Source organism: Streptomyces sp. NPDC046931, assembly GCF_040644655.1.
In the GTDB taxonomy this organism is placed as follows: Bacteria; Actinomycetota; Actinomycetes; order Streptomycetales; family Streptomycetaceae; genus Streptomyces.
Genome location: NZ_JBEYWX010000016.1, coordinates 137,838 through 163,680, shown reverse-complemented (window position 1 = coordinate 163,680; position 25,843 = coordinate 137,838). Strand labels below are relative to the sequence as shown.

The following is a 25,843-nucleotide window of genomic DNA, read 5'->3' as shown; positions in this document are numbered from 1 at the left end:
ACGGGCGACGAAGCGACTGCTTCAGAGCATTGCTTCAGAGCGAATGCTTCAGGTTACCGGCGGGGGCTCCCCTCCAATCAAATCGGTCGGGAACCTGGAGCGGGCCCCCGGGGAGCCGAACCGCCGGCCCCCGGGATTGTTGACAACGGTTTCCATGTTTGTTGAAAATGACTGTCATGAACATACGCCGACGCCTGATACCCGGGACCGCGGTCGCCGCGGCCACCGCACTGGGTCTCGGAGCCCTCTCCGCCTGCTCCTTGACCCGTGCCGCCGGCAACACCGGGAAGTTCGACGTCGTCGCGTCGTTCTATCCGATGGCCTTCCTCGCCGAGCAGATCGGCGGGAGCCACGTCCATGTCACCAGTCTCACCCAGCCCGGCAAGGAGCCGCACGACCTGGAGATCAGCGCCCGGCAGACCGCGCAGCTCGAGGAGTCCGACGCGGTGCTCTACCTGAAGAACCTCCAGCCCTCCGTCGACGACGCGGTCGCCCAGTCCGAGATCAAGACGAAGATCGACGCCGCCTCCCTGACCACGCTGGAGAACCACGGCAACGAGGTCGGCGGCCACGCGGCCGCGCACGACGCCCACCAGGGCGAGGAATCCGGCGGCGAGGACCCCCACATCTGGCTCGACCCCGTGCGCTACGCCCAGGTCGCCCAGGGCGTCGGCAAGGTCTTCGAGAAGGCGGACCCCCAGCACGCGGCCGACTACGAGAAGAACACCGCGGCCCTGGTCAAGAAGCTCGGCGACCTCGACGCGCAGTACACCAGCGGGCTGAAGGCCGCCAAGGGCAAGGTCTTCGTCACCACACACGCCGCCTTCGGCTACCTCGCCGAGCGCTACGGCCTCACCGAGGAGGCGATCAACGGCCTGGACCCGGATTCCGAGCCCAGCGCGGCACGGGTGCGGGACCTCGAGAGGATGGCGAAGGCCGACGGCGTCTCCACGGTCTTCTACGAGACGCTCGTGAGCGACAAGACCGCGAAGACCGTCGCCGAGGACGCCAACCTGAGGACGGACGTCCTCGACCCGATCGAGGGCATCACCTCCCGGTCCCGCGGCGGCGACTACATCCAGGTCATGCAGTCCAACCTCAAGGCCCTCCAGACGGCCCTGGGGACCAAGTGACACCGGAAGGAGCGGCAATGAGCGAGCCGGTCATACGCCTTAGCGGCATCCGCGCCGACCTGGGCTCACGCCCCGTCCTGCGCGGCATCGACCTCACCGTCCACCGCGGAGAGGTCGTCGCGCTGCTGGGCGCGAACGGATCGGGCAAGTCGACGGCCGTGCGCACCATCATCGGCCAGGTCCCGCCCAGCGCCGGCGAGATAGAGCTGTTTGGCACCCCGCGCCGCGACTTCCGCGACTGGCGGCGCATCGGCTACGTGCCACAGCGCACGACGGCCGCAGGTGGCGTGCCCGCCACCGTGACCGAGGTGGTCTCCTCCGGCCGGCTCTCCCGCGCCCGCTTCGGCCTCCTGCGCAAGGCCGACCATGAGGCCGTACGACGCGCCTTGGAGCTGGTCGGCATGGCGGACCGCGCCAAGGACTCCGTCAACGCGCTCTCCGGCGGCCAGCACCAGCGGGTGCTGATCGCCCGCGCCCTCGCCTCAGAGCCCGAACTGCTGATCATGGACGAGCCGATGGCGGGCGTCGACCTCGAGAGCCAGGAAGTGCTCGCACAGACACTGAGGCAACAGGTGGCCTCCGGCGCGACCGTGCTGCTGGTGCTGCACGAACTGGGCCCTCTCGAGCCGCTGATCGACCGGGCGGTGGTCCTGCGCGACGGCTGCGTCCTGCACGACGGACCGCCCCCGAAGGCCGTGGGCCAGCACGCCCTGCCCGGCCACGACCACGTACACCCGCACGACGCGGCGGGCGCCGAACCCATCCGTACGGGACTGCTGAGCTGATGGACCTCCTGAACTACGCCTTCATGCAGCGGGCCCTGCTCGCGGCCGTCCTGGTCGGCATCACCGCCCCGGCCGTCGGCATCTACCTCGTGCAGCGCCGCCAGGCCCTGATGGGCGACGGCATCGGACATGTGGCGATGACGGGGGTCGGCCTCGGCTTCCTCCTCTCCGCCTCCCCGGTATGGATGGCGACGGCCGTCTCGGTCCTCGGCTCCGTCCTGATGGAACTGATCCGCTGGTACGGCAGGACACGCGGTGACATAGCCCTCGCGATGCTGTTCTACGGCGGCATGGCAGGCGGCGTGATGTTCATCAACCTCGCGCCGGGCGGCTCCAACGCCAATCTGACGTCGTACCTGTTCGGATCGCTGTCCACGGTCTCGCCGTCGGACGTCCTGGCGATCTGCCTGCTCGCCGCCTTCGTCGTCGTGGTCACCCTCGGTCTGCGCCGCCAGCTCTTCGCGGTCAGCCAGGACGAGGAGTTCGCCCGGGTCACGGGCCTGCCGGTGCGGGCGCTGAACCTGCTGACCGCGGTCACGGCGGCGGTCACGGTGACGGTCGCCATGCGCGTGGTGGGTCTGCTGCTGGTGTCCGCCCTGATGGTGGTACCGGTGGCGGCGGCGCAGCAGCTCGGCCGCAGCTTCGCGGCGACCTTCGCGATCGCGGTCGCCATCGGCGTGACCGTGACCCTCGGCGGCACGATCACCTCCTACTACCAGGACGTTCCGCCCGGCGCGACGATCGTGCTGCTGACCATCGCCGCGTTCATCGCGCTGACCGCGCTGGCGACTCCGCTGGCCCGGCGACGCGCGCGGGCACTTGCCGCGGCGCGGGCCACCGGCGACCCACTGGAGTGCGCAATTCCGGCCACCCGGGAGGCGAGCGGCGAGGTCGGAGTCTGACCACGCCCGACCCGGGCTGGCACAATGGCCCGGCAAGGCCCAGACGTGAGCCGTGAAAGAGCCGAAGGGGCGCGCGAGCAAGCCATCGAGAAGGAGGCAACGGTGACGACCGCCGGCCAACCCGTACGGGGACGATCCACCCGCCAGCGTGCCGCCGTGGCGGCGGCGCTCGACGAGGTCGACGAGTTCCGCAGCGCCCAGGAACTCCACGACATGCTCAAGCACAAGGGCGACTCGGTCGGGCTCACCACGGTCTACCGCACCCTCCAGTCCCTCGCCGAGGCCGGCGAGGTCGACGTCCTGCGCACCTCCGAGGGCGAGTCGGTCTACCGCCGCTGCTCGACGGGCGAGCACCATCACCACCTCGTGTGCCGCCTCTGCGGCAAGGCCGTCGAGGTCGAGGGCCCCGTGGTGGAGAAGTGGGCCGAGGCGATCGCCGCGGAGCACGGCTACGTCAACGTCGCCCACACGGTGGAGATCTTCGGCACGTGTTCCGACTGCGCGGCGGGCTGAGCGCCGTCGCAACTCGCCCCCGGTCTAGACACGCGTCGTGTTCCGGTCCAGGATCGCCCGCAGCCGGTCGGTGTCCGAGAGGTCGGGCAGGGCTCGCTTGGGAAGCAGGGTGAGGCACCGTGCGTTCGGGTCGCCGCTGAACAGCGCGAACACCTCCGGGGTCTCACGGTAGACCGGTCGTGCGCCCCATCCCTGGGTGACCGTGATGTGCTCCCCACGGATCGTCAGCCCGGCGTCCGTGACCGTCGTACGGCACGGGCCGTTCAGGTCGGACACACGGGTCAGGCTGCGGGCCTGCAACTGGGGCATCACTGCGAGCAGCCCGCCGACGTAGCACATCATGATCAGCGGGAACGGATCCACGTGCCCGGCGGCCAGCCCCGCCGCGGCGGTCAGTGCGGCCGCCAGGAACATCAGCACCATCGCCCACATCGCCAGCCTGCCGCTCCGGCTGACCTTCCGGCGCGCACGCAGCGCCGATGCGAAATCCCGGGCAGTCGGCTGATACGCCAGCTCGACCGCCTCCTCGACGGCTTCCCGCCCCGTGTCCATGACCACGAGGCGGGATCCTACATAAGCCGATCTTCAGGCGCCCGCGCTCATGAGCGCCCGAAGCAGCGCTCGAGTTCGGCCAGGTCGTAGAAGGTGCTGCGCTTGGCGATGGGGCGGCAGCCGGCCTTGAAGGGGGTCTCCTTCTCGTTGTAGAGCATGCGGACCAGGTAGCGGTCGCCCTTCTTGAAGACGTCCCACTGGATGCTGGCGCCCAGCGGGGCGACCGAGGCGCCGCGCCAGGGGTTGTCCGCGTACGTGTACGGCTCCCCCGGCGTCGCGGGCTCCGTGCTGCCCGGCAGTCCCATCAGCGCGGCCAGCGGGATGATCTCTTCGGCGTGCGTGAAGCGCAGCTCGGCGCCGAGGTCGCCGTTGCCGGCGCGCTTGGCCTCGACCTGCTTGAAGAGGTCGTCGAGCAGAACGCCCGCCATCTTGTAGGTGATGTCGCGCGAGGACGAGGTCGGCGTCCTCGCCGTCGGTCGCGGCACGAAGCCGTGCCGGGAGACGTTCTCGGCGAAGACGGGCTCGAAGCCCGACGGGGGCAGCTGGTAGGTGCGCGGGGTCTGCTGGGGCGCATAGGGCGCCTTCGTGCCATAGCTCTCGCGGTGCGCGGGGCCGTCCGCCGCGTGCGCGGGCAGCGCGGTGAGCAGCAGGGCGCCGAGGGCGAGGACAGGGGTGAGACGTCTCATGAGTCCCGCATCCTCGGCGGCCCGCGTGAACCACCGGTGGCCGGTACATGACCGGCTCTAACGACCGGCTCAGCTGTCCGACTTGCCCTCCATGGCCAGCAGTTCCTCGTTCGGGATCGCGCCGCCGAACCGCCGGTCGCGGGACGCGAATTCGACGCAGGCCCGCCACAGGTCGCGCCGATCGAAGTCGGGCCACAGCACGTCCTGGAAGACCATCTCGGCGTACGCGCTCTGCCAGAGCAGGTAGTTGGAGGTGCGCTGCTCACCGCTCGGGCGCAGGAACAGGTCGACGTCCGGCATGTCCGGGTAGTACAGGTACTTCTGGAGGGTCTTCTCGGAGACCTTGGACGGGTCGAGCCGGCCCGCCTTCACGTCCTCGGCGAGCCGCTGCGCCGCGTCGGCGATCTCGGCCCGCCCGCCGTAGTTCATGCAGAAGTACAGCGTGAGCAGGTCATTGCCCTTGGTCTGCTCCTGGGCGACCTGGAGCTCCTTGGCGACCGACTTCCACAGCTTGGGCATCCGGCCGACCCAGCGCACCCGGATGCCGAGTTCGTCGAGCTGGTCACGGGTCTTGCGGATGAAGTCGCGGTTGAAGTTCATCAGGAAGCGGACCTCGTCGGGCGAACGCTTCCAGTTCTCGGTGGAGAAGGCGTACAGGGAAATGTTGCGCACACCGATCTCGATGGAGCCCTGGAGCACGTCGAGCACCCGCTCGGCGCCCACCTTGTGGCCCTCGGTCCGGGGCAGACCCCGTTCCTTCGCCCACCGCCCGTTGCCGTCCATGACGATCGCCACGTGGTTCGGGACCAGCTCGCCGGGGAGCTTCGGCGCGCGGGCGCCCGACGGGTGCGGCTCCGGCGCCTTGTGCTCGCGCCGCTGGCGCCCGAGGATCCCGCGTACCACCATGTGCTTCTCGTCTCCCTCTGCGATCTACGGGTTTGGCTACGACTTCTCGACGTACCGGAGCGAGCGCAGTCCGCGCTCCAGATGCCAGTGCAGGTAGGCGGACACCAGCCCGTTGCCCTCGCGGACGTACCGCGCCTCGCACGCGTCCGCCGTCTCCCAGTCTCCCGTAAGCAGTGCCCCGAGCAGCACCAGGGTCTGCGAAGACGGTACGACGCTGCCGGGCGCCCGGCAGTCGGCGCACACGGAACCGCCGGAGGCCACCGAGAAGAAGCGGTTCGGGCCGGGCATGCCGCACCTCGCGCAGTCGCCGAAGCTGGGGGCGTACCCGTTGACGGCGAGGGAGCGCAGCAGGAAGGCGTCGAGGACCAGGTGCGGGGCGTGCTCGTTTCGGGCGAGTGTCCGCAGGGCCCCCACCAGCAGCAGATACTGCTGGACGGCCGGCTCGCCCTCGTGATCGGTGAACCGCTCGGCGGTCTCCAGCATGGCCGTACCAGCCGTGTAGCGCGCGTAGTCGGTGACGATGGCGCCACCGTAGGGAGCGATGGTCTCGCTCTGTGTGCACAGCGGCAGACCGCGCCCCACCAGTTCGCTGCCGCGCGCGAAGAACTGCACGTCCACATGCGAGAAGGGCTCCAGGCGGGCCCCGAACTTCGACTTGGTGCGGCGCACACCGCGGGCCACGGCGCGTACGCGTCCGTGACCGCGCGTGAGCAGCGTGATGATCCGGTCCGCCTCACCCAGCTTCTGGGTGCGCAGCACAATGCCGTCGTCGCGGAACAGACTCATGGGGTCATTCTCGCGTACGGCGTCAGCGCGCGTGGTCGGGTCGGTGTATGGCGTCCCACGGTGCAAGGTTCCAGGGGCTGGAGGGGTCCGCCGGATCGAGCAGAGCGCGCAGATGCGCCTCCGCGACGGCCTGTGGGGCGGGGAGGTCCACCTCCGGGTTCCCCCGCAGCCCGTCCCGCCAGACCCTGCGCCCGAGCACATAGTGGTCGGCGTACTCGTGCCAGGAGACGTACGTCCCCGCGACCGTCGGCACGATGTTCTTCAGCGCGGTCCAGGCCTCGGCCTCGCTGATCATCCCGCAGCCGAAGCCGCGGCGGGTGATGTCGACGTACAGGGCCGCGTCCCAGGCCAGCGGAGAGACGCCGAGGAGCCGATGGGCCCGCGCCCGGTAGCCGGTGCGCGCCAGCCCGTCGAGCCGGCCGATCAGCTGCTCCCGCGAGGTGATCTCCCACTGGTCGGCCAGCCACCGCCCGGCCGCCTCGTCGTCGATCCGGGTGAACGGGTACAGGGTGATCCGCGAGGCGTTCCGGTCCCTGCTGACCGGCGCGCTCAGCGACACCATCCACAGCTGGTGCATCGTGAGCGGGACTGAGTACCGGCGCTCGGCCCGCGGCCTGCTCCATCGCGTCAAGCTCCACAAGCCCATGCGCCCGCAGCCTACGTCATGGCCCACACGCCCCTGCGGGGTCCGTGGATCGACTGCATCAGGGGACCTCGCCGCGGCTGCGGGCGTTCGCGTACGCGGTCGCCGCGCTCAGGCGCTCCGCCGGGGTCGCGAGACGCACGGCCTCCGGCTCCACGTCCCACTCCTTGCCCCCGCCGTACGGTCTCAGCTGGACGTACGGGCCGTCGTGCCCCATCACCTCGCCCACCCTCCCGGTGCGGATGTCCACGGCGTACGAGCCGATCGGTGGCTTCATTCCGCCTCCGGGGCCCATCGGATCCGCGGCGCCGCCGCGCGTCGGGCGGCGGCGCCGACGGAACGGCCGCCGCCCGGTTCCACGAGCCGACAAGGCGCCTCGCGCGTGAGACGGGCGGGGTCGGTCCGGAGCGACGGCACGGCGGTCCCGGCGCCCTCGAGCGCCGACCGCAATTCGTTCACTGTGTCCTCCGCCTCTTCGACGCGGCGCGCCGAGTGTCGTCCCCAGAGTGATACGTGTAGTGCAGCCACCGTGCTCCCCTTTCCCTTCGAGTTTCACTCTTCGCATCTCCATGGTGACGCTCTGCATCTACACTGGGCAGGTGTCTGCGCCCTACAAGTGCCGCGCAACGGGGGGACGTTGAGCCATGGCCAACGGTTCGCGGGGTGGGGCGAGGTGGGGGTTCGCCGGGGCGGCGGGGGGCGGTGGAGCACCCGGGGGTGGGCGCGTGGTGGGGATGTGGCCGTTGGGCCGCCCGCGTCTTTGTCAGTGTCGTGCTTCCGCGGTCCGGGTAAAGGGCGCTGCGTTGCGCTGCGCTCCACTGCGCGTCGGCTGCGCCGATCGGCCTGCGGCCGCCCCTTGACTCGGCCCGCTTTCCACCCCTCACTCGGCACCGTCGAACTGGACTGCTACAGCCTGTTCAGCGAGGACGGACGCCAGCGCTGCTGTGGTTCACGGCGCCGCCCGCACCGAGGGCGCCGCCCGGCTGGAGCTGCTCTCCGTCATCGGCACCCAGGACCTGACGCCCGGCACCCCTTCCTACGGCGGGTCGGACGGCTCACGTACCGGGCCGAGGCCGCCGTTCGGCGCCACCTAGCGGCGGTCCGGGACCGTCTCCCGCGGTTGCGGGTCGGGTGCCGTGGAGCCCCGGTGTGCCGTGTCGCGGCGCAGGAGGGCCACGTGCGACACGGTGAGCGTCAGCAGGACGCCGATGTTGAGCAGGGCCGCGATGTGCACTCCGTCCGTGAACGCCGTCCGGGCGAGCGCGAGGAGTTCACCGCCGAGCCGTGCGGGCAGTCGGCCGGCGGCCTCGACGGCCCCGCCGAGGGTCGCACGGGCGGTCTCGGTGACATCGGGCCCTATGCCGTCCGGAAGGGATTTGCCGTCCAGCCTTGCGCGGTAGACGGCGGCGGCGACGGATCCGGCGACGGCCACGCCCAGCGCCTCGCCCAGGTTGGCGCCGGTCTCCCCGATGCCCGAGGCGTTGCCGGCGCGTTGGGGCGGGGCACTGCTGATGATCACGTCGTTGGTGAGGGCGAGGGCCGCCTGGACACCGAAGGAGGTGACGGCGAAACCGACGACGGCGAGGAACGGCCCGGACTGCGTACCGGCCTGGGTGAGCAGCACCAGCCCCGGTACGGCGAGGAGGAAGCCGCCCCCCATCACCTGGAGCGGGCCGGTGCGGCCGGCCACGGCTGGAGCCAGCAGCGCGCCCACGACACCCGCCCCGACCGCGGGCAGCGCCCACAGCCCGGCGACGGCCGGGGAGAGCCCCAACACCAGCTGGAAGTACTGGAGGAGCAGGAACTGCATCCCGGTCACCGCGAAGAGCCCGAGGGTCAGTCCGCCCAGTGCCACCCCGAACGCCGGGCGGGAGAAGAGCCGGAGGTCGAGCATGGGGTCGGGGAGCGTCAACTGCCTGCGTACGAAGACGGCACCGAGGCAGAGCCCGGCGGCGACGCTGAGCAGCGGCAGCGTGTGAACGCCGTGCTGGGCGGTCTGTTTGAACCCGTAGACCACCGGCAGCACCGTCGTGACGGACAGCACGACGCTGACCGGGTCCAGCCGGCCGGCCGCCGGATCGCGGTATTCGGGCAGCAGCGGCGGACCGGCGACCAGCAGGACGATGCCCACCGGCACGCCCAGCAGGAAGACCGAGCCGTACCAGAAGTGTTCCAGGAGCAGCCCGCCGATCAGCGGGCCGATCATTGCGCCGATGCTGAAGTTGGTCATCCACGCCGCGACGGCCAGCCGCCGCTGCCGCGGGTCACGGAACATGTTGCTGATCAGGGAGAGGGTCGACGGCATCAGTGTCGCTCCCGCGACGCCCAGCAACGCGCGCGACGTGATGAGCATCGCCGCGCTGGACGACCAGGCGGCGAGCAACGAGGCCGCCGCGAAGGCGGCGGCACCCGTCAGAAGGAGTCTGCGGCGGCCGATCCGGTCCCCGAGAGTGCCCATGGTGGTGAGGAAACCGGCCACCATGAAACCGTAGATGTCGACGATCCAGAGCAGTTGCGTGCCGCTCGGGTGGAGTCGCTCGCTGAGGGCGGGTGCGGCCAGATGCAGCACGCTCATGTCCAGGCCGATGAGCATGGTCGGCAGTGCGAGGACCGCGAGGCCCATCCATTCCCGTCGCCCGGCCCGCATCGGAACGTCGGTGTCCGTGCGGGGCCTCTCTTCGCAATGAACCATCGGAATCAGCCGGCTGTTCGGGGGGAGATCAGTGCGTCCCGGCATTCGCCGAGCAGTCGGCGTACGGCGTAGGTCACCGGGTGGTGCAGCGCTTCGTCGGGCGTGAGCCAAAGGGCCGAGGTCCCCTCCGGGCCGAGTTCCACCGCGAGTTCCGCGTCCACCGCGACGGCCGTCCGGTAGACGTGCCACAGATGGGCGTCGGCGCCACGGCGGCAGCCGTCACCGGGTACGGGAGTCCTGGTCAGGTGTTCGAGCCTCCGGCCGGTGATGCCGGTCTCTTCTTGCAGTTCGCGCGCCGCCGCCTCGTCGGAGTCCTCGTGGCGTTCGACGTGCCCGGCGGGGATCGTCAGGCCGAAGGGGAACGCCGTACGGTCGAAGAAGAGGAGGCGGCCGTGGACGTCCTGGACGAACACTCCCGCCGTCTCGTGCCAGTACTCGCCCTCGGCGTCCGTCCACCATCGGACCGCGGGATCGAGCACCAGCGCCCGGTCGGCGACGTGACCGCAGGCGAGGCACACCGAGTGGCGGCGGGCACCCTCGGTCCGCCACTCCACCGACGTGCTGTGGCAGCGCAGGCAGTAGTTGCGCACGGCGCCGTCCCGCAGCGCGTGCGGCGGAAGGAAGTCCAGTTTCATCTCTCACTCCGGTTCTCCGACGTCCCGTCACCCGCGTTCCGGCCGCGGGACCCCCGGCTTCCCGCGGCAGACAGCAATGTGTCCGCCGCGGAAGCGGGGTGCGTCGGACCTGGCGGAACGCCTAGGTGTCGAGGCCGAACCGGGTGAACAGTTCCTTGTCGCCCGTGACGTAGGAGGTGTCGGTGACACACGTCTGGTCGGACGGGCCCCGGCTGCACATGCACATGTGCCGGCCGGTGGAGACCACGCGCGCCGCACGGGCGCCGCCCGAGGACATGATCTCCTCGGCGATGTCCTTCACCAGGTGCTCCTGGATCTGGAACCTGCGGCTGAACGCCTGCACCAGACGGGGGAACTTGCCCAGGCCCAGGATCCGGCTGCCGGGCACGTAGGAGATCGCCACCTTTCCGTAGAACGGCAGGAAGTGGTGCGCGCAGATGGAGTAGTAGTTGATGTCGTGCACGCGGACCACACCGGCGTGCTCGCCCTGGACTTCGACTGTGGTCTTGAGGATCGTCGACGTGTCGATCTCATAGCCGCTCAGCAGTTGGCGGTAGGCCCGGACGATGCGGGGTTCGCACTCCGGCTCCCGGTACCAGTCGAGCGCACGTTTGTCGGTTGTGACGTTCTCTTCGAGCCACTCGGCGATGGTGCTCATTAACACCTCCTGATGGACGCGCTTGTCGCGCCTCTACTGCTGCTGTTCCAAGGCGGTCTGAGGCCGGTTCCACACATGCGGCTCCAAGGAACTCGGTCGTGACGTTCCGGCGAAGTGGTCGCTCCTGACGACCGTGCGGCTTCCGGTACCGCAACGCCGGTCCTACGGGTGCTCGTGCCGCTCGTGGCCCTGTCCGAAAGCGCGTTCCGGGGGCCACAAGCACGGGCGCACGTGCCGTGAACAGCAGCTTTGTGCTGACGTTGCCATGCTGCCTGCCGGTCACTTGAGGCCGCAACTTGTCCGGGATATCCGAGTGATCCTGATTTTTCTCACCGTCTGCCCGGCCCGGTGAGGACGTTGCGCGGGTGACCGGCGAGGTAACTTGTGAGGTTGTCGTACACCTCCTGGAGGTTGGCCGACCGGGCCGTGTCGGTGTACCAGGCGGTGCCCGGGGTGAGGATCACGTTGTCCAGCGTGCGCAGCAGCTCGGCGTCCTGGGTGGTGATGTCGTCCAGGGCGGCGCCCGCGAGCCTCCCGGTGGTGAGCATCCGGGTGAGCGCGGCCTGGTCGAGGAGCGCGCCGCGGCTGGTGTTGACGAGGACGGCCGAGGGCTTGAGGGTCCCGAGGCGCTCGGCGGTCAACAGTCCGCGTGTGGTCCCGTCGAGGGGGACGTGCAGCGACAGAACGTCGCTGCGGCGCAGTACCTCATGAAGCGGCAGCACGGTGATGCCGGGTGCCGCCCTGCCCGTACGGTTGGCTCCGATCACCTCCATGCCGAATCCGGCCGCGATCCGGGCAACGGCCGTGGCGATGCGGCCGGTACCCAGCAGCCCGAGGGTCCGGCCGTGCAGTTCCAGGCCGAGGAACGGCCCGTACAGGTGACTGGCTCCGGCCCGCACCGCCCGGTCCGCCGCGGGCAGCCGGCGGATCAGGGCGAGCAGGGATGCGAAGACGTGTTCGGCGACGGCCTGACGGGAGTACGTCGAGCAGTGCGCGACGGTGAGACCGGCGCGGGCGGCGGCGTCGAGGTCCACCGTGTCGAAGCTCGTGGTGACCAGCGTCAGATAGCGCAGCCGGGTGATCCTGCTCAGCAGGCCGGCGGCCAGACGGGTCCACTCCACCACGGCGAGGTCGGCCCCGCACAGCCGGCGCAGGGCGGTCTCGGGATCGGGGCGGTCGATGAAGACCTCGAATTCCCCGAGCGTGGCGAATCTGGCCCGCCACCACTCGGGCAGATAGGTCGGCTCGTCGAGGTAGACGATCCTCATCGGGCGCGGCTCCCCGACAGCCGCGGAACTGTCTCGACCGCGCTGCGCAGACGTGCGCAGGCCCTGGCGAACATGACGGGGTCGCGGGCGAGGGCGATACGGATGTGGTGGGAGCCGAGATCCGGGTCGTGCCAGTAGAAGTGGTCGCCGGGCACCACGGCTATGCCGAGGTCCCCGAGCAGTTCGACGACCTCCAGGCTGCCCGGCGAGGGGGCCGCGATGCGTACCCATTCGACGCTGATGGTGGCCTCCGGTGCGCCGGGTACCAGTACGGAGCCGTCCAGGGCCCGGTGGAGGGCCCGGCGGTTGGTGCGGATCAGCCGGCGTACCGAGGCGTCCAGACCGCGCCGCACGGAGTCGTCGAGATAGGCGGTGAGCAGGGTCAGGACGAACGGGCTGACGTTCAGCAGCAGGTCGTTGTGGAGTTCGGCGAGACGGTCGTGGAGGTCGGCGCTGGTGGCGAGGATGCTGCACTTGAGGTCGAGGGTGGGCCAGGTCTTGCCGGTGTCCTCGATGCACAGGTAGCTCACCCCGGAGCGGTCCAGCTCCGCGTACTGGTCCCAGACGTCGCCCCGGTCGAAGAAGCGGAAGGTCCAGTCGATCACCAGTACGGTGCCATGGGCGGCGCAGACCTCCGCGACCCGCCGGAAGTCCGCGGGTTCCAGGGTGAAGCCGGTGGGGTTGTTGGGCAGGGTGAGGAAGAGCGCCCCGGGCGCGTCGACGGCCGCGAGCAACCGGGCGAGGTCCGGTCCGTTCACCGCCGTCTCGGGGACGGGCGTGAGCGTCACGCCCCGGCGCATGAGCAGGGTGGCAAGGTTGTCGAAGCACGGCTGCAACAGGGCCGCCCCGATGTCCGCGCCGCCCAGGAAGGCTCCGACCAGGTCGATGGACAGGGAGGCCGAGTAGCAGAGCAGGGCGTGCGGGTGGCGGATCGCGGATCGCTGTCCGGCCAGCCGGTAGAACGTCTCCTTGAAGGTGTTCTCGACGTTCTGTTGCCGGCTCAGTTCGCTTGTTTCATAGAGTGCCGGCAGGCGCCGGGTTATCTCCCGCTGTGCCGCGTCCGCCCGTTGATGGGCGTGACCGTCGGCGAGGTTGAGTTCACGATCGAATCCGATCCGCTCGTACTGCGTCAGATTCGGCAGCCGGGTCGGTTGCGTCATGACTTCCCCCTCCGTTCTCGGCAGCCGCCGGCTCTCGCCCGCTGTCGTCCTTTTCGGTTCCGTGCAGCCGAATGAGCAGATCGTGCACCACGAGGACCGCGGTGAGGTATTGCCAGAGATCCGGCCGTGCGATGAGTACCGTGGACAGGCCCAGAGCGAGTGTTCCGACGATGAGTCGACGCCGCCTGTTCCGCGACCTGAATAACCGGAACTTCGCCCCCATCATGGCTGCTCCTCCTCCCGTTGCCTCCACGATACGGACGCCGACAACGGCCAGCAACGGCCGTCTGTACCGACGGAGCAGCAGCCGATAGCGTGGGTAACTCCCCGACGCGGAATCCGCGTTCACCGGTTGTGCTGAGGTAGCGATCATGGTCTCAAGCCAGCGCCGCGTTGAGTTCGAGACAGTTCTGCGGGACCTTCTCGACAGTCCAGCGATATCCGGAGGCAGAAAAAAGTTGGCGCGCGCACTCGCCGTCAACGAAGCGACGATCTCCCACTACCTCAACGGCCGCATCAGGCCGAGCTTCGAGACTCTCGTGCGTATCGCGGACCACTTCAACGTCAGCCTGGACTATCTGGTGTTCGGTGAACGCCCCCGGGCCCAGGCGGAGGACGACCCAGCCGGTGTGCGGGCGCAGATCCGCAGGGCGGTCGTGGAGGCCAGTGACGCGAGCGGGCGCCATCTGGACATGGTCACGCGCATCAGCCGCCGACTGCAGGCGAAGATCGACGAAACGGCCCGGGTTCTCGTCGAGCACGGCGAGAACCAGGGCCCGGTGGGCTTCGTCACCGACGCGGAAGCGATCGGCATGGAGGCCTGCGTGCGGCGCATGCGCATCATGACGCGCCTCTTCCAGTCCGATGTCAACGACGGCGAACCGGGCGCGTTCATGGACGTGGTGATCCACAATCTGAAGCTGGGCCGCCCTTATCAGTATCTGCTCTACGGAGAGGGCGACTCCTGGCGGCCATCGGTCGAGAAATTCCGGGAGCTGGTCGTCCACAGCGGCGTCCCGGTCGAACTGTCACGCGAGAATTTACAGTTCCGCTGGCTCTCCCAGGAACTCGTCAGTTCCGTCTGCATCCTCGATCTGGATCTGCCGTTGATCAAACGCCAGGAGCCCATCCTGTGGGAACGGCATCAGGACAACATCTCTCCCGAGGGCATCTGGGCCTATTTGTCGATCGAGCGTCCCGACGCACAGGGCGGGGTGACCATCGAGCCGCTCTACCTGCTGTCGACCCTTCGTCAATTCAGCAGGGACTGGGCGACCGCGAAACCGATATGAGCCGCGCAGACCACGGACCTCGGTGTTGGTATAGTGACGCGCTCAGGAAGGCCCAGGTCGACGTGGACTGAGTGGACACCAGATGAGTCAGGCAGCAGACGAGCCGAGGGACACCACACACGACGGGGACGAGCGCACCGAGGGAACCGGCGCCCCATTCGTACCGGCCGGCTTCACCATCCCCCGCGGTTTCAGTGACGGGAAAATCCATTTGGTTCCGCTCGGTCCGGAGCACAACGACCGTGACTACCGGGCCTGGACCTCGAGCATGGATCACATTCGGCGGACGCCTGGATTCGAACGGTACGGCTGGCCCGTACCGATGTCACGCGAGGACAATCTCCGGGATCTCCGCAGACACCGCGAGGACTTCGAGCACCGTATCGGCTTCACCTACTCAGTCCTGATCGACGAGGACGTCGTCGGCTGCGTCTACATCTATCCGGCCGGCCCGCCGGGTCACGCCGTCGTCCGCTCCTGGGTGCGCGAGGACCACGCCGAGTTGGACGAGCCGCTGTACGAGCTGGTCAGCGAGTGGCTGCGGGAGAAGTGGCCGTTCCGTGATATCACCTACTCCCCGCGGACCGAGGAGCGCGACTTCGCCACCCGCTGACGGGATCGCGCACCGGCCCGCGAGGAGACCGTCGGGTCCTGTACTCAGCCGGAGAGGTCCTGGGTGGCCTCCCACAGCCGGTTGAAGCGCTTCATCCGGTGTTCGACGAGGGCGGCCCTGGCGTTGAGGGTGGTCTTGGCGTTGACCTTCTTCGTGTCCTGGTCGATCTCGTAGGTGAGTTCGTTGTCGAAGATGATGAAGTCGCTGTGTGTGCCGAGCTGCACCCGGTGGGGCAGTTGGGAGAGGGCCACCACGCGGGCGTCGATGCCCAGTGAGCGCTGGCTCTCGCACAGCTCCTTCAGCTTGTCGTCGATCTGTTGCTCGGTGTCGACGATGAACAGCCGCCTGATCTTCACCCCGCGTAGTATGGCGTCGCTCTGCGCCTCCAGATAGCGGCTCGCGGGCTCGCTGTTCCAGAAGTCACGGTCGACGGACGTGCTGGTGGCGTCGAGGGACTTCTTGATGCACCGGGTGAGGTCGATCAGCCAGTCCTGGTTCTCCCCCAGGCAATCGGCGATGTTGTTGCTCAGGTTCTCCAGCAGCTGGGCGAGCCGGTCGATCTCCTCGCTGGCGAAGGTCTTCACCAGTTCGTTGTTCATCAGCCCCGCCTTGGTGGCGCTGCGGGCGAGCTTGGTCACCCCGTCGGAGCGCAGTACGGAGCGGTCCACCTGGCTGAAGAGTTCGGTGGCCTCGCTGATCCGGGCGAAACGGTCGTCGACCAGGTCGGTCATCTCCCGGCGGTGGTCGGTGAGGTGGCCTCGCACTTCTCGATGGTGCTCCGCCAGGCTGTCCCTCATCTCCCGGATGCGGGTGCGCTGTCCGCTCTCCATGGCCTCCAGCCGCCGCTCGAAGTCGACCATGTACTGGACGATCAGCGCGGAACCGCCGATCACGATGGAGACCGTCAGTTTCCACACCTCGTCCTGCTTCTGGTTGAGCGCGTTGGTCAGGACGTAGGCGATGATCGACACCACGACGGTGACGAGCGTCTTCAGCAGGAGCGGTGGGACGCGCGTGCCCTCCGGCCGTGGCGTGTTCGTGGAACCTTGCGTATCGGTCATTCCTTTCCTCCCCCGTCGGACCCTTCTGGAACGCGTGCCGGACCGGCTCGCGCGTCGTGTTCAGCGTGCGGTCAGCGCCTCCCTCAGCAGCGGGATGGCCTGGAGAGCCATCTGGTCCCGGATGCGCTGCACCAGCGTGTGCCACTGGCGGCTGAATCCCGGCTGCTCCTCCAGCGCCTCCCACAGCGCCGACAGCTTCCGGTCCACCCGTGCCCGGGGCATCCACAGGTGCATCAGATGGTCGACGGCGGGGCGCAGCGCCAGGACGGCCATGGGCCCGTCCGTCGACCCGAAGCGGCTGCCGTCGAGCATCCGTACGAGGGTGGTGAGCAGCCAGTCGTGCAGAGCGAGGTCCTCGCACAGGCGCACGACGGCGCTCGGCTCCGTGCCTTCGGGGACGCCGAGCCGTACCGTGCGCAGTTCGTCGTCGACGACCGTGAAGTCGATGGAGGGGTCCTGGCCGTCCGGGACGGGCAGGGCCGTCCAGCGAAGGCGGGTGCGGCGGCTTTTGAAGGGACTCTTCTGGTCCAGCAGCGGGTGGCGCAGCAGCCTGGTGAGGAGCCCCTCGGCGATCAGGCCGGGGTCGAGTTCGCCGGGCCGGCCGCCTTTGAGGAGCCCCTCGGCGACGGCCTGTGCGGGCAGTTTCCCGAGAGGTTCCACCACCCCCGGACGTACCAGGTAGTGGCCCCAGGGCTGCCGTTGGTCGGGTCCCGTGCCCGGGACGCGGAAGGACGAGCCGGCCTGGAGGACGCGGCCCTCGGTGAGGGCCGCGCGGGTGACGACCGTGCCGACGGCGCGTACCTTGGCGCCGTTGGAGGCGGGCAGCGTGCAGTCGACCCCCATGAGGGTGTCGGGCGAGAGGGCGTAGAGGTTCGGGCGTTCGGAGACGAGGACGCGCTCGTCGGCCCTCAGCCGCAGCACATGGCCGGCCGCCCGGAGGTCCAGCGCCTGGGATGTCGGCAGCAGGCAGGTGCGTACTTCGCCGCAGGCGAGCGTCGTGGACCTCGTCCGCCCCGGGGTCCCCATGTCACCACCCCGGATAGAAGACGTAGGAGGCCCGGTCCGCCACCGAGTCGGGTACGGCGATGCCCTCGCGGTCCGACCGCTCGGCGACCTGCCGCAGCGCGCCCGCGTCCACCTCGGTCTGGTCGAGGATGATGCGCACGGCGTGCTCGATGGGAAGGAACCGCGACGGCAGCACGGAGCAGGTGCGGTAGGCGTTGAAGGGGGTGGCGGTGGCGTTGAGCTGGAGCAGCGGCGCCAGCTGGTCCCATTCGGGCGGGAAGCCGCCCGTGGAGTGGGCGCGCGGGACGAAGACGGGTTCGCCCTCGTTGCGGAGCAGGCCGAGGCGGGTCAGCTGCCAGACCGCTGCGAGGAAGGGGCAGGACCAGGTGCGGTGCCCGTCCTTGTCGTCCCACAGTTCGACGTCGAGGAAGACGGAGTGCCGGTGGGCGGCGGTCTCCTGGGGAGGCTGCCAGGCTCCGGACCGCCTCATCGCCTGGGCGCGCTGGGCGGGGGTGCGGACCCCGTTGGCGAGCCAGCCGGTCTGGCCCACGGGCGGGCGCAGGCCGTAGGTGCCGGGCGGTGGTGATTCGACCAGCCGGCCCGCCACCGATTCCGCGAGCGGCACCTTGTCCGCGACGGCACAGCCGGACTCTCTGGCCAGGTAGTCGATGACCAGTCCCGCGCGCTCGGCCTCGGCGAGCAGGACGGGCACGACCTCGGCGGGTGTGGAGAAACGGGTGAAGTAGTCGTCGATGAGGAAGCAGGTGCTGATGCGGGGGCGCTTGCCGCCGGCCCGGGCGGTGGCGTCGGCGCGGGCCGCCTCCGCCCAGGGCTTCACGCTCTCGAAGTGCCGCCGCAGCCGTTGGGGGCCGCCCTCGAAGTCCTCCATGTACAGATGGCCCAGCTCCAGGGAGAGATGGGACAGCGGTAAGGAGCGGGTGAGCGGCTCGGCGGCGGTCTCCCGGAACACGGCGTCCGTCACGGCTGCCCCCAGTGGGCGTCGTCGGTCAGCTTGCGGGCGAGTTCCTCCAGCGCCTCAAGCGTCTCCTTGTTGGCGATCTGGGTGGACAGCACGTCCTCCTCGGTGATGAGCTGCTCGCGCCATTGCAGGACGGGTTCCAGCGGGACGGTTCCGAGGACGACGCTGTCGCCGATCTTCCGGTCGGAGGCGAGCTGTCGCAGATAGTCGTCGCACCGCTGCATCCAGACGGACTGGGCGGGCGACACCTGGGACCACAGCGCGGACTCGGGATCGGGTACGGCGGCGCGTACGAAGCGGATGGACTGGCGGAGCGTGTCCTTGTCATGCAGGCCGGCCGCCGCACCGTTGAGGATGCCGTGCTCGCCGAAGACCAGTCCCGACGCCGCCAGCACGTGCTGGCGGGTCCAGCGGTGGAAGACCAGCCAGCGGGCCTCGACGCTCCGCAGCTCCGGCTGCGCGGTCGCTTCCAGCACCATGTCCATGGCGTAACTGCGTCCGGCGCTCAGGTCGACGATGATGACGTCGAACTCGCTGTTGAGGCGGAGCAGCAGATCGACGCAGCGGCGCAGGGTGTCCTGGTCCGTGGCGAACTCGCCGCCGCTCGCGTCTCCCGGCAGCAGGACCAGCCGGCCGGAGCCGTTGGGCCGGTTGCGCAGCACCGGGTGCAGGGTGTGGGCCCAGATGTCGATGCGGGCCGGCTCCACGGTGCCGGCCTCCAGGTAGGTGTGCAGGCCGTCCTCGTCGACGCCCAGCTCTCCGGGGACGTCGAAGACGGCGGCGGCGGTGGGCGAGCCGAAGTCGAAGTCGACGTAGCACACGTCGTCACCGGCGAGCGCGCGTTGGTAGGCGAGGTTCGCGCTGGTCACGGAGCGGCCCGTGCCTCCCTTGTCGGAGGCGGCGAAGACGAGCACGGTGTCATACCTCCCGGGCGGCGTCCCGGGCCTGGGCCAGGACGTCGAGTTCACCGAGCACGGACAGGGTCAGCGCACAGGCCGTGCCCGGCTGTTCGTCGAGGATCCTGCGTGCCCGCCGCAGCCTGATCTCTATGCTGCGCAGCGACTTCGCCCGCTCGCCGTCGACCGCGAGGGTGGGCTCCATCTGCTCGAAGCCGAACAGATGGGTGGACTCGTTGAGCAACGCGCGGGCCAGCACGGCCAGTTCGGCGCTGCGGTTCGGCCGCTGCACATACAGCTTGCGGGCGGCGACCATGCATTCGGTGACCCGCTCGGTGACGCTCCAGGACACCTGGTTCGAGCCCTGGGGAGAGTCGGGGTACACGGCACGGACGTTGTCCCACAGCCCGATGCCCTCGCCCTCCTGGATGCGGCGTTGCCACAGATGCCCGAAGATCTCCTCGGCGAGTCGGAGCAGACGGTCCTGGGCGGTGATGTTGCGGGACAACTCGCTGAGCTGGATGGTGCGTTTGAGCAGCTGGGCCGAGAAATCGGTCATGATCCATTGCAGGGGCGCGCCCGCGCTCTCGCTGCCTTGCAGGGGCAGGGTGACGCCGGGGCTGTGGAGCCGTACGGCCGGGTCGTCGCGTGTCATACGGCTGGTGATGCGGCCGCGTTCGGCGAGGCGCTCCATGACCGTCACCGTGCGGGTGAGGTCCTCGTCGGTGGCCCGCCGGCGGACCAGGTCGTGGACCAGGATGGCGGCGACGGAGAGCGAGAAGTACTCGGATTCCAGCAGCTGCCCGGTGGTGCGCCAGGGGAGGTCTTCCAGCGGCCAGCGCTCGGGGTCGAAGCGGGCGATGCCCGACCAGTACTGCTGGGTGATCTCCCAGCGCAGCCGGAGGGCTTCGGCGAGCTTCTGCTGTTCGGGGTTGAGCAGGCCGAGGGTCAGGGTGCGGTCGGAGAACAGGTCCTGGATGCCGTCGAGTGCGACCACGGTGAAGTACAGATAGGGCACGGCGTCCGCGACGCCGTCGGGCTGTGCGCCGATCGGTTCGCTGGTCTCCACCTTGGGTGCGTCCTTGACCAGACTCCAGGCCCAGCCGCATTCGAAGAGCTGGTTGTCGTCCTTGAGCCGTTCCTCGACGTCGACGCCGAGGACGAAGCTCTCGGTGATGGTGGCGCGCAGCGGTTTGAATCTCCGTTGGAACTGCTGCAGGACGGCACGCTCGGAGAGCTGTCCCTGGCCGACCAGTCGGCGTAACCGCTGTCCCTGGCCGGAGTCGGCGTCGAAGACGTTGACGGTGAAGGAGCGCAGCAGGCTGACCATCGCGGCGGTCAGACGGGTGCTGGTCGCCTCCCTCAGCTGTGCGATGGCCTGCCTCATGTCGCTGCGGGAGGTGCGGTCCTGGTAGACCTTGAGGAAGCCGAGCGTGGCGAGGCAGAGCGTGACCGACATGGAGAAGGAGTCGACCACGCCCAGTTCCCGCTGTTCCCGGGTGATCTCCTGCTTGGGGTCCTGGGAGGTGAAGTAGTAGCCACCGGCGAACGTGGGGGTGGCGTCCGGGCCGGTGTGCGTGCGCATGAACTGGTCGAGGACCGTCACGAGGTTGGCGGGGATCTCGGTGCGCCCGCCGACCCGTTTCAGCGCCTTCTCCACGTCCGTCTGGGTGGTGTCGGGCTCGTCGAGACGGAACGCGGGGATCTCGGTGGCGGGGTACATGAGGCACAGCAGCCGTTCGGCGTCCGCGACACTGCTGAGGCCTCCCCATTCGCCCCAGGACCACTTTCCGCCGTCGAAGGAGTGGCGGGCAATGCCCTGCCAGATGTCCAGCAGGTGCTGGCGCGGCTTGATCTGCATCCCCATGCCCCTCACACAGGTCGCTCTGCCCTGTATTCCGTGCCCTCGGTCAGAAATGGACCTCGGAATTCCGGTGACCGAGGGCCAGGATCATTCCCTCGTGTCCCGGACGCACCATGTCCGTCGGCTTCTTGAGCCCCAGGACGGCGACTTTTCCGGCGTAGGGCCGCAGACTCTCGTGCACCTGCAACTCGTCGACGTCACACGCCGGAAAATGTTCGTCGCCGACGTCATACCCAGTGGAGCGGGCCATGAACGCGGCGGCGAAGGGGGCACCGGGCGCAAGGGCCTGCATGAAGCACGCGACACCGCGGCGGAACTCCGCGTGGGAGGCGGACATGGACTCGGCGACGAAGAACATCGTTCCGATGGCCCAGTGCGCGGGACGGCGGACCAGGTCGAAGAGGTTGCCGCGCTCGACCCGGACGGTGTCGGTGAATCTAGTCCTCCGGTTTTCGTCGATGTCGCGATAGGCGGGGCCCTCTCGCAGCACCCGCCAGAAACTGTCCCAGCCCGCGTCGAAGTTGACCCGTTGTTCCCTCAGATACTCGACGTTCGCACGTGAAAGCTCCAGCTGGGTGATCTCCTTGCACCATGGCAGCATGGACAGCGCCGGATAGAGGTTGGCACCTGCACCGACGTCAATACCCAGAACCGGACGTTCGAAATGCCCTTGGAAATGATCGCTGAAGTGATCGCGCACACACGCGATGATCTCCGCGTCCACGTCGAGCAGCTCACGGTAATTGTGATCGATGTACGCGCGAGGGTCGAATGCGTCCCACGGGGCATCGGCGTTGAGTTTGGGTGCCCCCACTGGGGCTTCCAGGTCCATGCTTAACCGTACCAACGGGCGAGTGGACACGGATCCCCTTTGCCGCGACGGAGGGAACCCCGGACGACCGGCCGGGCCACGGCGAATGGGCCCCTTGGTCCTGAACCCTCCTTGAGCAGGCGGACACCGGCGGGAGATGCTGGTCAAAATCCTGCCGAAAGCGAACCGGACGGCAGGGTGTGCGCCATCCGAGTCGTATTCACCCAAATGGGGCCCGTGTGTCCCCGACCTTTGACCAGGGGGTGGCATGTCCGCTCAGCCAGCGGAACGCTCAGGAGATCCTTTCGCGTCACTCACCGGCCAGGGCCTTTTCCCTCCCGCACGGAAACGGCCCGTGCGGATGAGAGGGGTCAACGAGTCGGACCTGCCGGAGCTGCACCGTCTCGACCGGGAGGTCTTCCAGGAGGTCGCGTACCCCTACTTCATGCTGCGCCAGCTGTTCGACATGTACGCCGATCACCTCTTCGTCCTCGACGACGGCGAGGCGTTGCAGGGCTATGTCCTGGCCGGCACCGTGCTCGGCACCGGCTGGGTGCTGGGCCTGGGCGTCGCCCGGGAGCGGCGCGGGGAGGGCCTGGGGCGGCGGCTGATGCTGGAGATCCTGCGGCAACTGCGCAACGACGGCGTACGGGAGGTCAGGCTGACCGTCGACCCCACCAACGCGGCCGCCATCGCCCTCTACAAGTCCTCCGGATTCGCCCCGGCGGCACCCGACGGCGGACTCCGCAGGAACTACTTCGGACCGGGCGAGCACCGCCTGGTGCTGGAGCTGAGCCTGTGAGCCGGGGGGACCGCCTGGCGCAGGGGGTGGGCCCGTGAGCCGGGCGGGCGCCGGGGCTCAGCCGGTGAAGCGCTCCACGTAGCGCCGCTGCCAGGGGGTCTCCACGGCGTGCCGGTCGTAGTGGGCGCGTACGAACTCCACGGCCTCGCGCGGCGGCACGCCGTCCAGCACGGCCAGGCAGGCCAGCGCCGTTCCGGTACGGCCGCGGCCGCCGCCGCAGGCGAGCTCGACGCGTGCGGTGGCGGACCGGGTCCAGGCCTCGGCGAACAGCCGCCGCGCCTCGGCACGGTCGGCCGGCAGCCGGAAGTCGGGCCACCGCAGCCAGTCGTACTCCCAGGGCACCCGCGGAGGCCGTTTGCCGAGGAGGTACACCGCGTAGCCGGGCACCGGGCCCTCGGGCAGCGGACGCCGCAGGGCCCGCCCGCGCACCAGCCGCCCGGACGGCAGCCGCAGCACGCCGGGCGCGCCCGGCTCCCACTCCCCTGTGTCCACCATCGCCCCAGTCTCGGCCACCGGCGGGCGCGGGCGCAGCGTTTCCGCGGCGCCTTGTGGCGGTGGACCGACGGAGCGGGCAGGTCAGAAGCCGCCGGACGGCTCGCCGTACTCCTGGGCCGTACGATCCTCGATGCCCCGGAAGTGGTCCGTCATCGCCCGCTCCGCGCCCTCGACGTCCCGTGCCCGCAGAGCCGCGACGATGTCCCGGTGGCGGCGCGCCGTCAGCTGCGGGGCCGCGCCGTCCGCCCAGTCCCGGGCCCGGGCGACCCGCCGGAACACCGTCCAGAACGCGCTCAGCAACTGCGGCACGAGCGCGTTGCCCAGCGAGCCATAGAGCAACTCGTGGAACTCACGGTCCAGTTCGGGGAAGGACCGGCCCTGGCGGCCCGCCTCCTCCATCCGGGCCACCACCGCCTCCAGACGCTTCAGTTCCGGCTCGGACAGCGTCAGGGCGACCCGCCTGATCAGCCCTTCCTCCAGCACCTCGCGGACCTGGAGGATCTCGTTCAGGGCGTCCATCTCGTCGTCGGGCCGGGTGAGCGTGCGGAAGGTGAGCCCGTCGACGAAGGGGGTCAGCGACGCCTGCCCCACATAGGTCCCGTAGCCGTGCCGGATCTCGACGATGTCGAGCGCCTGAAGGGCCTTGAGCGCCTCCCGGACCGAGTTGCGGCTCACCCCGAGATCCTCCATCAGCTCCGACTCCGTGGGCAGCGGTGCGCCGGGCCTGAGTTTGCGATCGAGGATGAGTTGCATGACCTCGCGCTGGATCCGGCTGCTCACGCGCCGCTCGATCCTGCGCCGGTTCCCGGGGTCATCGGACATGCGCCGCATCGTACGCGCGTGCTCCTCGGGCGTCCCGCCCCCGGCGCCTATGAAAACGTCAACTAACCGCATTTCAAGCCGTCATTGGTCGCACCTTTGACGGCTCGTCCATTCGTGTGGGTCCCCTTGACCGCCCTCACGCCCCCACCTATGGTCGCGCTGCCGCCCATGACGTAGGACGTCGTATGTCCCCATCCTCGAGCCCCTGTCCGAAGCTGTCACTCCGTCCACCTTTGCTGGAGGAACCGTGCGCGACGTGACCCTCGACGTACCGGTGCCGGCCCGCCGGGCGTTCCTGAAGTACTCCGGCGCGCTGGGCGCGGCCGCCGCCCTGTCCTCGTCGCTGGCCGCCTGCTCCTCGGGCCCGGAGTCCACCAACGACACCGGCAGCGGGGACGGCAGGAACCGGACACTGACGGCGGTCATCGGCTACGGCAACGACGGCAGCTGGGATCCCACCCAGACCGCCTCGGCCTTCTGCATGGCCGCCAACAACCATATCTACGAGGGCCTGGTCGACACGGACCCCATCTCGCGCGAGCCGTACGCGGCGCTCGCCACCGAGGTGCCGAAGGACCCGGGCGCCACGTCCTGGAGGTTCACCCTGCGGGCGGGCGCGAAGTTCCACGACGGGCATCCGGTCACGGCCGACGACGTGGTGTTCGTCTTCGACCGGATCCTGGATCCGGACACCCAGACCCTCGGCAAGGGGTTCTTCGCGAGCTGGCTGAGCGAGGTACGCAAGGTCGACGCGCGGACCGTCGAACTGGTACTCAGGTTCCCGTTCCCGGACGGTCTCTCGCGGCTGACGCTGGCGAAGATCATGCCCAAGCACATCTTCTCCCGCCCCGGAGCCTGGGACGACGCGATCAAGGGACTGGCGGTGGGCTCGGGCCCGTACCGGCAGACCGCGCACCACCCGAAGTCCAACACCACCTTCGAGGCGTTCGCCGACTACAACGGGCCGCGCAAACCCGCCTTCAGGAAGATGAACTGGCTGACGATCGTCGACGCCGCGCCGCGCGTCGCCAGGATCTCCGGCGCCGAAGCGGGGGCGCAGATCGCGGACAACATCCCCTACGCCAACATCCGGCAGCTTTCCGCGAGCGGGCTGACGGTGCGGGGCGGGGCCGGGATGAACAACCTGTTCCTGATGTTCAACACCCGGCACAAGCCCTTCGACGACGTCCGTGTCCGGCAGGCGCTGCACTACGCCATCGACACCGAAAAGATGGTCGAGGTGGCCCTGAAGGGACACGGGAAGCCGTCGGCCTCCTTCCTCAACGAGGCCAATCCGGCGTACCGGCGGGCGAAGACGGTCTACGACCACGATCCCGAGAAGGCGAAGGCGCTGCTGAAGGAGGCCGGGGTCAGCGGGCTGAGGATCGACGTTCTCGCGGTGAACGTGAGCTGGATCGTCGACTGCCTGCCGACCATCAAGTCCTCCTGGGACGCGATCGGCGTACGGACCACGCTGTCGCCGCAGGAGACCACGGCCGTCTTCACGAAGATGGACCAGAAGCAGGACTACCAGGTCGTCGCCGCCGCCTCGAACCCCAACCAGTTCGGCCTCGACGCGGACCTGATCATGCACTACAACTACGGCCCGCAGAACCTGTGGATGCAGTACGCCCACTGGGCCGACGACCCGGTCGCCAAGAAGCTCTTCGCGGACATGGACCGGGCGACCCGGGAGCCCGACCCGGAGCGGAAGAAGGCGATGATCCAGGACTACATCGACGTCGTCGCCGAGCAGGCCGTGCTCTATCCGGTCGTCCACAACGAGCTGATGACGGCCTGGAACCCCAGGGAACTCACCGGGATAAGGGCACAGCCCTACCCGGGCATCAACCTTCTCCAGGCCAAGTGGGTCTAGCGACTTCG

Annotated in this window: 28 protein-coding genes; 9 read left to right on the top strand and 19 right to left on the bottom strand. The window is 69.2% G+C overall.

The window, feature by feature from the left end:
* The first annotated feature begins 176 nt into the window (after positions 1-176).
* The 4 genes from ABZ876_RS26060 to ABZ876_RS26045 all read left to right on the top strand — a co-directional run bounded on the left by ABZ876_RS26060 (position 177) and on the right by ABZ876_RS26045 (position 3,333).
* Entirely contained in the window at positions 177-1,133 is a 957-nt protein-coding gene (locus ABZ876_RS26060; protein WP_361785837.1) for a metal ABC transporter substrate-binding protein, read from the top strand.
* Between the two features lie 17 nt (positions 1,134-1,150).
* Positions 1,151-1,918 (top strand): metal ABC transporter ATP-binding protein, encoded by a 768-nt coding sequence (locus ABZ876_RS26055; RefSeq protein ID WP_361785834.1) that lies wholly within the window; start codon positions 1,151-1,153, stop codon positions 1,916-1,918.
* Entirely contained in the window at positions 1,918-2,820 is a 903-nt protein-coding gene (locus ABZ876_RS26050) for a metal ABC transporter permease (RefSeq protein WP_361785831.1), read from the top strand. The genes ABZ876_RS26055 and ABZ876_RS26050 overlap by 1 nt, the downstream gene beginning before the upstream one ends.
* Before the next feature lie 102 nt (positions 2,821-2,922).
* Complete coding sequence (locus ABZ876_RS26045) at positions 2,923-3,333, top strand: transcriptional repressor (RefSeq protein ID WP_361785828.1); 411 nt, start codon at positions 2,923-2,925, stop codon at positions 3,331-3,333.
* Between the two features lie 24 nt (positions 3,334-3,357).
* Here the strand turns inward: ABZ876_RS26045 and ABZ876_RS26040 are convergent, their stop codons facing one another.
* The 6 genes from ABZ876_RS26040 to ABZ876_RS26015 all read right to left on the bottom strand — a co-directional run bounded on the left by ABZ876_RS26040 (position 3,358) and on the right by ABZ876_RS26015 (position 7,183).
* On the bottom strand, positions 3,358-3,891 hold the full coding sequence (locus ABZ876_RS26040) for a hypothetical protein (protein ID WP_361785826.1): 534 nt from the start codon (positions 3,889-3,891) through the stop codon (positions 3,358-3,360).
* Between the two features lie 41 nt (positions 3,892-3,932).
* Positions 3,933-4,571: a histidine-type phosphatase gene (locus tag ABZ876_RS26035; RefSeq protein WP_361785823.1), complete on the bottom strand. Its 639-nt coding sequence runs from the start codon at positions 4,569-4,571 to the stop codon at positions 3,933-3,935.
* A 69-nt stretch (positions 4,572-4,640) separates the two neighbouring features.
* Complete coding sequence (locus ABZ876_RS26030; protein ID WP_361785820.1) at positions 4,641-5,477, bottom strand: isoprenyl transferase; 837 nt, start codon at positions 5,475-5,477, stop codon at positions 4,641-4,643.
* Between the two features lie 36 nt (positions 5,478-5,513).
* Positions 5,514-6,263, bottom strand: coding sequence for a DNA repair protein RecO (gene recO / locus ABZ876_RS26025; RefSeq protein WP_361785817.1), 750 nt, complete (start codon positions 6,261-6,263; stop codon positions 5,514-5,516).
* A 22-nt stretch (positions 6,264-6,285) separates the two neighbouring features.
* Positions 6,286-6,840: a DUF1266 domain-containing protein gene (locus tag ABZ876_RS26020; protein ID WP_361785814.1), complete on the bottom strand. Its 555-nt coding sequence runs from the start codon at positions 6,838-6,840 to the stop codon at positions 6,286-6,288.
* Positions 6,841-6,967: 127 nt separating this feature from the next.
* A complete protein-coding gene (locus ABZ876_RS26015; RefSeq protein WP_361785811.1) occupies positions 6,968-7,183 on the bottom strand; it encodes a hypothetical protein in 216 nt (71 codons plus the stop codon).
* A gap of 667 nt (positions 7,184-7,850) precedes the next feature.
* Between ABZ876_RS26015 and ABZ876_RS26010 the strand changes: the two genes are divergently transcribed.
* On the top strand, positions 7,851-8,000 hold the full coding sequence (locus tag ABZ876_RS26010; protein WP_361785808.1) for a hypothetical protein: 150 nt from the start codon (positions 7,851-7,853) through the stop codon (positions 7,998-8,000).
* On the opposite strand, the gene ABZ876_RS26005 is transcribed toward ABZ876_RS26010, so the two are convergent.
* From ABZ876_RS26005 to ABZ876_RS25985, 5 genes are all read right to left on the bottom strand, one after another.
* A complete protein-coding gene (locus ABZ876_RS26005) occupies positions 7,997-9,553 on the bottom strand; it encodes an MFS transporter (RefSeq protein WP_361785805.1) in 1,557 nt (518 codons plus the stop codon). The genes ABZ876_RS26010 and ABZ876_RS26005 overlap by 4 nt on opposite strands.
* A gap of 50 nt (positions 9,554-9,603) precedes the next feature.
* Complete coding sequence (locus ABZ876_RS26000) at positions 9,604-10,233, bottom strand: NUDIX hydrolase (protein WP_361785802.1); 630 nt, start codon at positions 10,231-10,233, stop codon at positions 9,604-9,606.
* Positions 10,234-10,354: 121 nt separating this feature from the next.
* On the bottom strand, positions 10,355-10,891 hold the full coding sequence (locus tag ABZ876_RS25995) for a GTP cyclohydrolase I (RefSeq protein ID WP_361785799.1): 537 nt from the start codon (positions 10,889-10,891) through the stop codon (positions 10,355-10,357).
* Between the two features lie 329 nt (positions 10,892-11,220).
* The gene (locus ABZ876_RS25990; protein WP_361785796.1) at positions 11,221-12,159 is read right to left on the bottom strand and encodes an NAD(P)-dependent oxidoreductase; all 939 of its coding nucleotides are present in this window, start codon (positions 12,157-12,159) and stop codon (positions 11,221-11,223) included.
* Positions 12,156-13,319: a pyridoxal phosphate-dependent aminotransferase gene (locus ABZ876_RS25985; RefSeq protein ID WP_361785793.1), complete on the bottom strand. Its 1,164-nt coding sequence runs from the start codon at positions 13,317-13,319 to the stop codon at positions 12,156-12,158. Before ABZ876_RS25985 ends, ABZ876_RS25990 begins: the two co-directional genes overlap by 4 nt.
* 371 nt (positions 13,320-13,690) lie before the next feature.
* On the opposite strand from ABZ876_RS25985, the gene ABZ876_RS25980 reads away from it, so the two are divergent.
* Together ABZ876_RS25980 and ABZ876_RS25975 are read left to right on the top strand one after the other, a co-directional pair.
* Positions 13,691-14,611, top strand: coding sequence for a helix-turn-helix transcriptional regulator (locus ABZ876_RS25980; protein WP_361785790.1), 921 nt, complete (start codon positions 13,691-13,693; stop codon positions 14,609-14,611).
* An 82-nt stretch (positions 14,612-14,693) separates the two neighbouring features.
* A complete protein-coding gene (locus tag ABZ876_RS25975; RefSeq protein WP_361785787.1) occupies positions 14,694-15,224 on the top strand; it encodes an N-acetyltransferase in 531 nt (176 codons plus the stop codon).
* Between the two features lie 44 nt (positions 15,225-15,268).
* Here the strand turns inward: ABZ876_RS25975 and ABZ876_RS25970 are convergent, their stop codons facing one another.
* The 6 genes from ABZ876_RS25970 to ABZ876_RS25945 are packed head-to-tail and all read right to left on the bottom strand — an operon-like array spanning position 15,269 to position 21,861.
* Positions 15,269-16,285, bottom strand: coding sequence for a DUF6879 family protein (locus ABZ876_RS25970; protein WP_361785784.1), 1,017 nt, complete (start codon positions 16,283-16,285; stop codon positions 15,269-15,271).
* 60 nt (positions 16,286-16,345) lie between these two features.
* Positions 16,346-17,311: an SCO2521 family protein gene (locus ABZ876_RS25965; protein WP_361785781.1), complete on the bottom strand. Its 966-nt coding sequence runs from the start codon at positions 17,309-17,311 to the stop codon at positions 16,346-16,348.
* A gap of 1 nt (position 17,312) precedes the next feature.
* Complete coding sequence (locus tag ABZ876_RS25960; RefSeq protein WP_361785778.1) at positions 17,313-18,272, bottom strand: SCO2522 family protein; 960 nt, start codon at positions 18,270-18,272, stop codon at positions 17,313-17,315.
* Positions 18,269-19,183, bottom strand: coding sequence for an SCO2523 family variant P-loop protein (locus ABZ876_RS25955; RefSeq protein ID WP_361785775.1), 915 nt, complete (start codon positions 19,181-19,183; stop codon positions 18,269-18,271). Before ABZ876_RS25955 ends, ABZ876_RS25960 begins: the two co-directional genes overlap by 4 nt.
* 4 nt (positions 19,184-19,187) lie before the next feature.
* Positions 19,188-21,026: an SCO2524 family protein gene (locus ABZ876_RS25950; RefSeq protein WP_361785772.1), complete on the bottom strand. Its 1,839-nt coding sequence runs from the start codon at positions 21,024-21,026 to the stop codon at positions 19,188-19,190.
* Positions 21,027-21,075: 49 nt separating this feature from the next.
* Complete coding sequence (locus tag ABZ876_RS25945) at positions 21,076-21,861, bottom strand: SCO2525 family SAM-dependent methyltransferase (protein WP_361785769.1); 786 nt, start codon at positions 21,859-21,861, stop codon at positions 21,076-21,078.
* A gap of 247 nt (positions 21,862-22,108) precedes the next feature.
* Here ABZ876_RS25945 and ABZ876_RS25940 point away from each other — a divergent pair, with 247 nt between their 5' ends.
* On the top strand, positions 22,109-22,642 hold the full coding sequence (locus ABZ876_RS25940; RefSeq protein WP_361785767.1) for a GNAT family N-acetyltransferase: 534 nt from the start codon (positions 22,109-22,111) through the stop codon (positions 22,640-22,642).
* Between the two features lie 57 nt (positions 22,643-22,699).
* Here ABZ876_RS25940 and ABZ876_RS25935 read toward each other — a convergent pair whose 3' ends face one another.
* Together ABZ876_RS25935 and ABZ876_RS25930 are read right to left on the bottom strand one after the other, a co-directional pair.
* Positions 22,700-23,137 (bottom strand): protein phosphatase, encoded by a 438-nt coding sequence (locus ABZ876_RS25935; RefSeq protein WP_361785764.1) that lies wholly within the window; start codon positions 23,135-23,137, stop codon positions 22,700-22,702.
* Positions 23,138-23,218: 81 nt separating this feature from the next.
* On the bottom strand, positions 23,219-23,968 hold the full coding sequence (locus ABZ876_RS25930; protein WP_361785761.1) for a FadR/GntR family transcriptional regulator: 750 nt from the start codon (positions 23,966-23,968) through the stop codon (positions 23,219-23,221).
* Positions 23,969-24,206: 238 nt separating this feature from the next.
* Here ABZ876_RS25930 and ABZ876_RS25925 point away from each other — a divergent pair, with 238 nt between their 5' ends.
* Positions 24,207-25,835 carry an ABC transporter substrate-binding protein gene (locus ABZ876_RS25925; protein WP_361785758.1) on the top strand — a complete coding sequence of 543 codons (1,629 nt, stop codon included), beginning with the start codon at positions 24,207-24,209 and terminating at the stop codon, positions 25,833-25,835.
* Positions 25,836-25,843 lie beyond the last annotated feature (8 nt).

What these genes read in the sequence shown, in the direction of transcription:
- ABZ876_RS26060 (WP_361785837.1), top strand. Translation starts at nt 177, where the DNA reads ATGAACATACGCCGACGCCTGATACCCGGGACCGCGGTCGCCGCGGCC.
- ABZ876_RS26055 (WP_361785834.1), top strand. Translation starts at nt 1,151, where the DNA reads ATGAGCGAGCCGGTCATACGCCTTAGCGGCATCCGCGCCGACCTGGGC.
- ABZ876_RS26050 (WP_361785831.1), top strand. Translation starts at nt 1,918, where the DNA reads ATGGACCTCCTGAACTACGCCTTCATGCAGCGGGCCCTGCTCGCGGCC.
- ABZ876_RS26035 (WP_361785823.1), bottom strand. Translation starts at nt 4,571, where the DNA reads ATGAGACGTCTCACCCCTGTCCTCGCCCTCGGCGCCCTGCTGCTCACC.
- ABZ876_RS26030 (WP_361785820.1), bottom strand. Translation starts at nt 5,477, where the DNA reads ATGGTGGTACGCGGGATCCTCGGGCGCCAGCGGCGCGAGCACAAGGCG.
- recO (WP_361785817.1), bottom strand. Translation starts at nt 6,263, where the DNA reads ATGAGTCTGTTCCGCGACGACGGCATTGTGCTGCGCACCCAGAAGCTG.
- ABZ876_RS26020 (WP_361785814.1), bottom strand. Translation starts at nt 6,840, where the DNA reads ATGCACCAGCTGTGGATGGTGTCGCTGAGCGCGCCGGTCAGCAGGGAC.
- ABZ876_RS26015 (WP_361785811.1), bottom strand. Translation starts at nt 7,183, where the DNA reads ATGAAGCCACCGATCGGCTCGTACGCCGTGGACATCCGCACCGGGAGG.
- ABZ876_RS26005 (WP_361785805.1), bottom strand. Translation starts at nt 9,553, where the DNA reads ATGCGGGCCGGGCGACGGGAATGGATGGGCCTCGCGGTCCTCGCACTG.
- ABZ876_RS26000 (WP_361785802.1), bottom strand. Translation starts at nt 10,233, where the DNA reads ATGAAACTGGACTTCCTTCCGCCGCACGCGCTGCGGGACGGCGCCGTG.
- ABZ876_RS25995 (WP_361785799.1), bottom strand. Translation starts at nt 10,891, where the DNA reads ATGAGCACCATCGCCGAGTGGCTCGAAGAGAACGTCACAACCGACAAA.
- ABZ876_RS25990 (WP_361785796.1), bottom strand. Translation starts at nt 12,159, where the DNA reads ATGAGGATCGTCTACCTCGACGAGCCGACCTATCTGCCCGAGTGGTGG.
- ABZ876_RS25985 (WP_361785793.1), bottom strand. Translation starts at nt 13,319, where the DNA reads ATGACGCAACCGACCCGGCTGCCGAATCTGACGCAGTACGAGCGGATC.
- ABZ876_RS25980 (WP_361785790.1), top strand. Translation starts at nt 13,691, where the DNA reads ATGGTCTCAAGCCAGCGCCGCGTTGAGTTCGAGACAGTTCTGCGGGAC.
- ABZ876_RS25975 (WP_361785787.1), top strand. Translation starts at nt 14,694, where the DNA reads ATGAGTCAGGCAGCAGACGAGCCGAGGGACACCACACACGACGGGGAC.
- ABZ876_RS25970 (WP_361785784.1), bottom strand. Translation starts at nt 16,285, where the DNA reads ATGACCGATACGCAAGGTTCCACGAACACGCCACGGCCGGAGGGCACG.
- ABZ876_RS25965 (WP_361785781.1), bottom strand. Translation starts at nt 17,311, where the DNA reads ATGGGGACCCCGGGGCGGACGAGGTCCACGACGCTCGCCTGCGGCGAA.
- ABZ876_RS25950 (WP_361785772.1), bottom strand. Translation starts at nt 21,026, where the DNA reads ATGCAGATCAAGCCGCGCCAGCACCTGCTGGACATCTGGCAGGGCATT.
- ABZ876_RS25945 (WP_361785769.1), bottom strand. Translation starts at nt 21,861, where the DNA reads ATGGACCTGGAAGCCCCAGTGGGGGCACCCAAACTCAACGCCGATGCC.
- ABZ876_RS25940 (WP_361785767.1), top strand. Translation starts at nt 22,109, where the DNA reads ATGTCCGCTCAGCCAGCGGAACGCTCAGGAGATCCTTTCGCGTCACTC.
- ABZ876_RS25935 (WP_361785764.1), bottom strand. Translation starts at nt 23,137, where the DNA reads ATGGTGGACACAGGGGAGTGGGAGCCGGGCGCGCCCGGCGTGCTGCGG.
- ABZ876_RS25930 (WP_361785761.1), bottom strand. Translation starts at nt 23,968, where the DNA reads ATGCGGCGCATGTCCGATGACCCCGGGAACCGGCGCAGGATCGAGCGG.